The following is a 1,032-nucleotide window of genomic DNA, read 5'->3' on the forward strand; positions in this document are numbered from 1 at the left end:
CAAAATAATCAATACGGTGCCATCATGGCTTTGATGGCCAATTTGCAACAAGCAGGTATTCAGAAGGTCGGGCTATTAACAGGTGCTCCGCTACCTGCGCCTACGTTATAATGAGCTTAAATCAAAAACAGTTACTTTTACAACTTGATTTGAATAAGTAGACAACCTGATGACACACGTCAATGAGTATCACAACCATGAATAATGCTCCTGCCGTCTATATTCCAACTGCGCCTGAAGGTGATGGGCTGACCCTACCTATGCTATTAAGTCTATTGGCTCATGGCATCGTACTTGGCTTGCTGGTCTATACCTACCAGCAGCCCGAATTAGAAACCGTTGGCAATATTGAAACCACTATGGTCACGCCGCAAGAGTTGGCTGAGATGCAAGGACAAATATTGGCCAACCGTGCAGCGATGCAAGCGCAGGCAGCTAGTAGTAATACAGAGACCAGTGAGCCTATAACTGCAGATAACAACGATAATGTCAGTCAAACAAACGCCTCATCAAGCCTGCAAAGAGAGTCTGTATTTACGCGCTCCGATGCTCCAGCGGACCAACCAGTATTAATGAGTCAAGAGCAGCATCAGCGGCGTATTGAGCAGATGCAAGAGTATGAGCGTAATATGGCCGAGCTGGCAGCGCGGCTAGATGAGACCGCCCTAGAAGAGCTGAACCAAGTAGAACAAGACAAACAAAACCAGCTTGATGCTGAGCGCGCGCGTTTAAAGTCTTTTCGTCATACAGAGAATAATCCGCCTAAAATCAAACGACCGAATAACACACAGGCCAATTTGGAGATAGAAACGGGTAGTACAAATAATGCTAACAAAACCTTTAGCCTAGAAGCAGATGGAAAATCGACAGTCACTGGAAGCCCCATCACTTCTGGGCAATCAACGAACAGTAGTAGTGCATCAGCAAGTAGTCGCGGGGCAAGCAATAGTGAGATTGTAAGCTTGATTAAGCGCAACTATAACCCACCGGTAGCAGCTAAAGGCTCAACTCAGCAGGCAACCTTGACCATAA

The 1,032-nt window shown here is 46.2% G+C and carries 1 protein-coding gene and 1 pseudogene; both read left to right on the forward strand.

Going from position 1 to position 1,032, the window contains the following annotated elements:
- A pseudogene (locus ACS8FD_RS16755) lies at positions 1–111 on the forward strand (protein TolR); the annotation flags it as partial.
- A 71-nt stretch (positions 112–182) separates the two neighbouring features.
- The coding region (locus ACS8FD_RS16760; RefSeq protein ID WP_439276673.1) for an energy transducer TonB at positions 183–1,032 on the forward strand (850 nt) is incomplete at its 3' end.

Source organism: Psychrobacter sp. 1U2 (genome assembly GCF_051847575.1).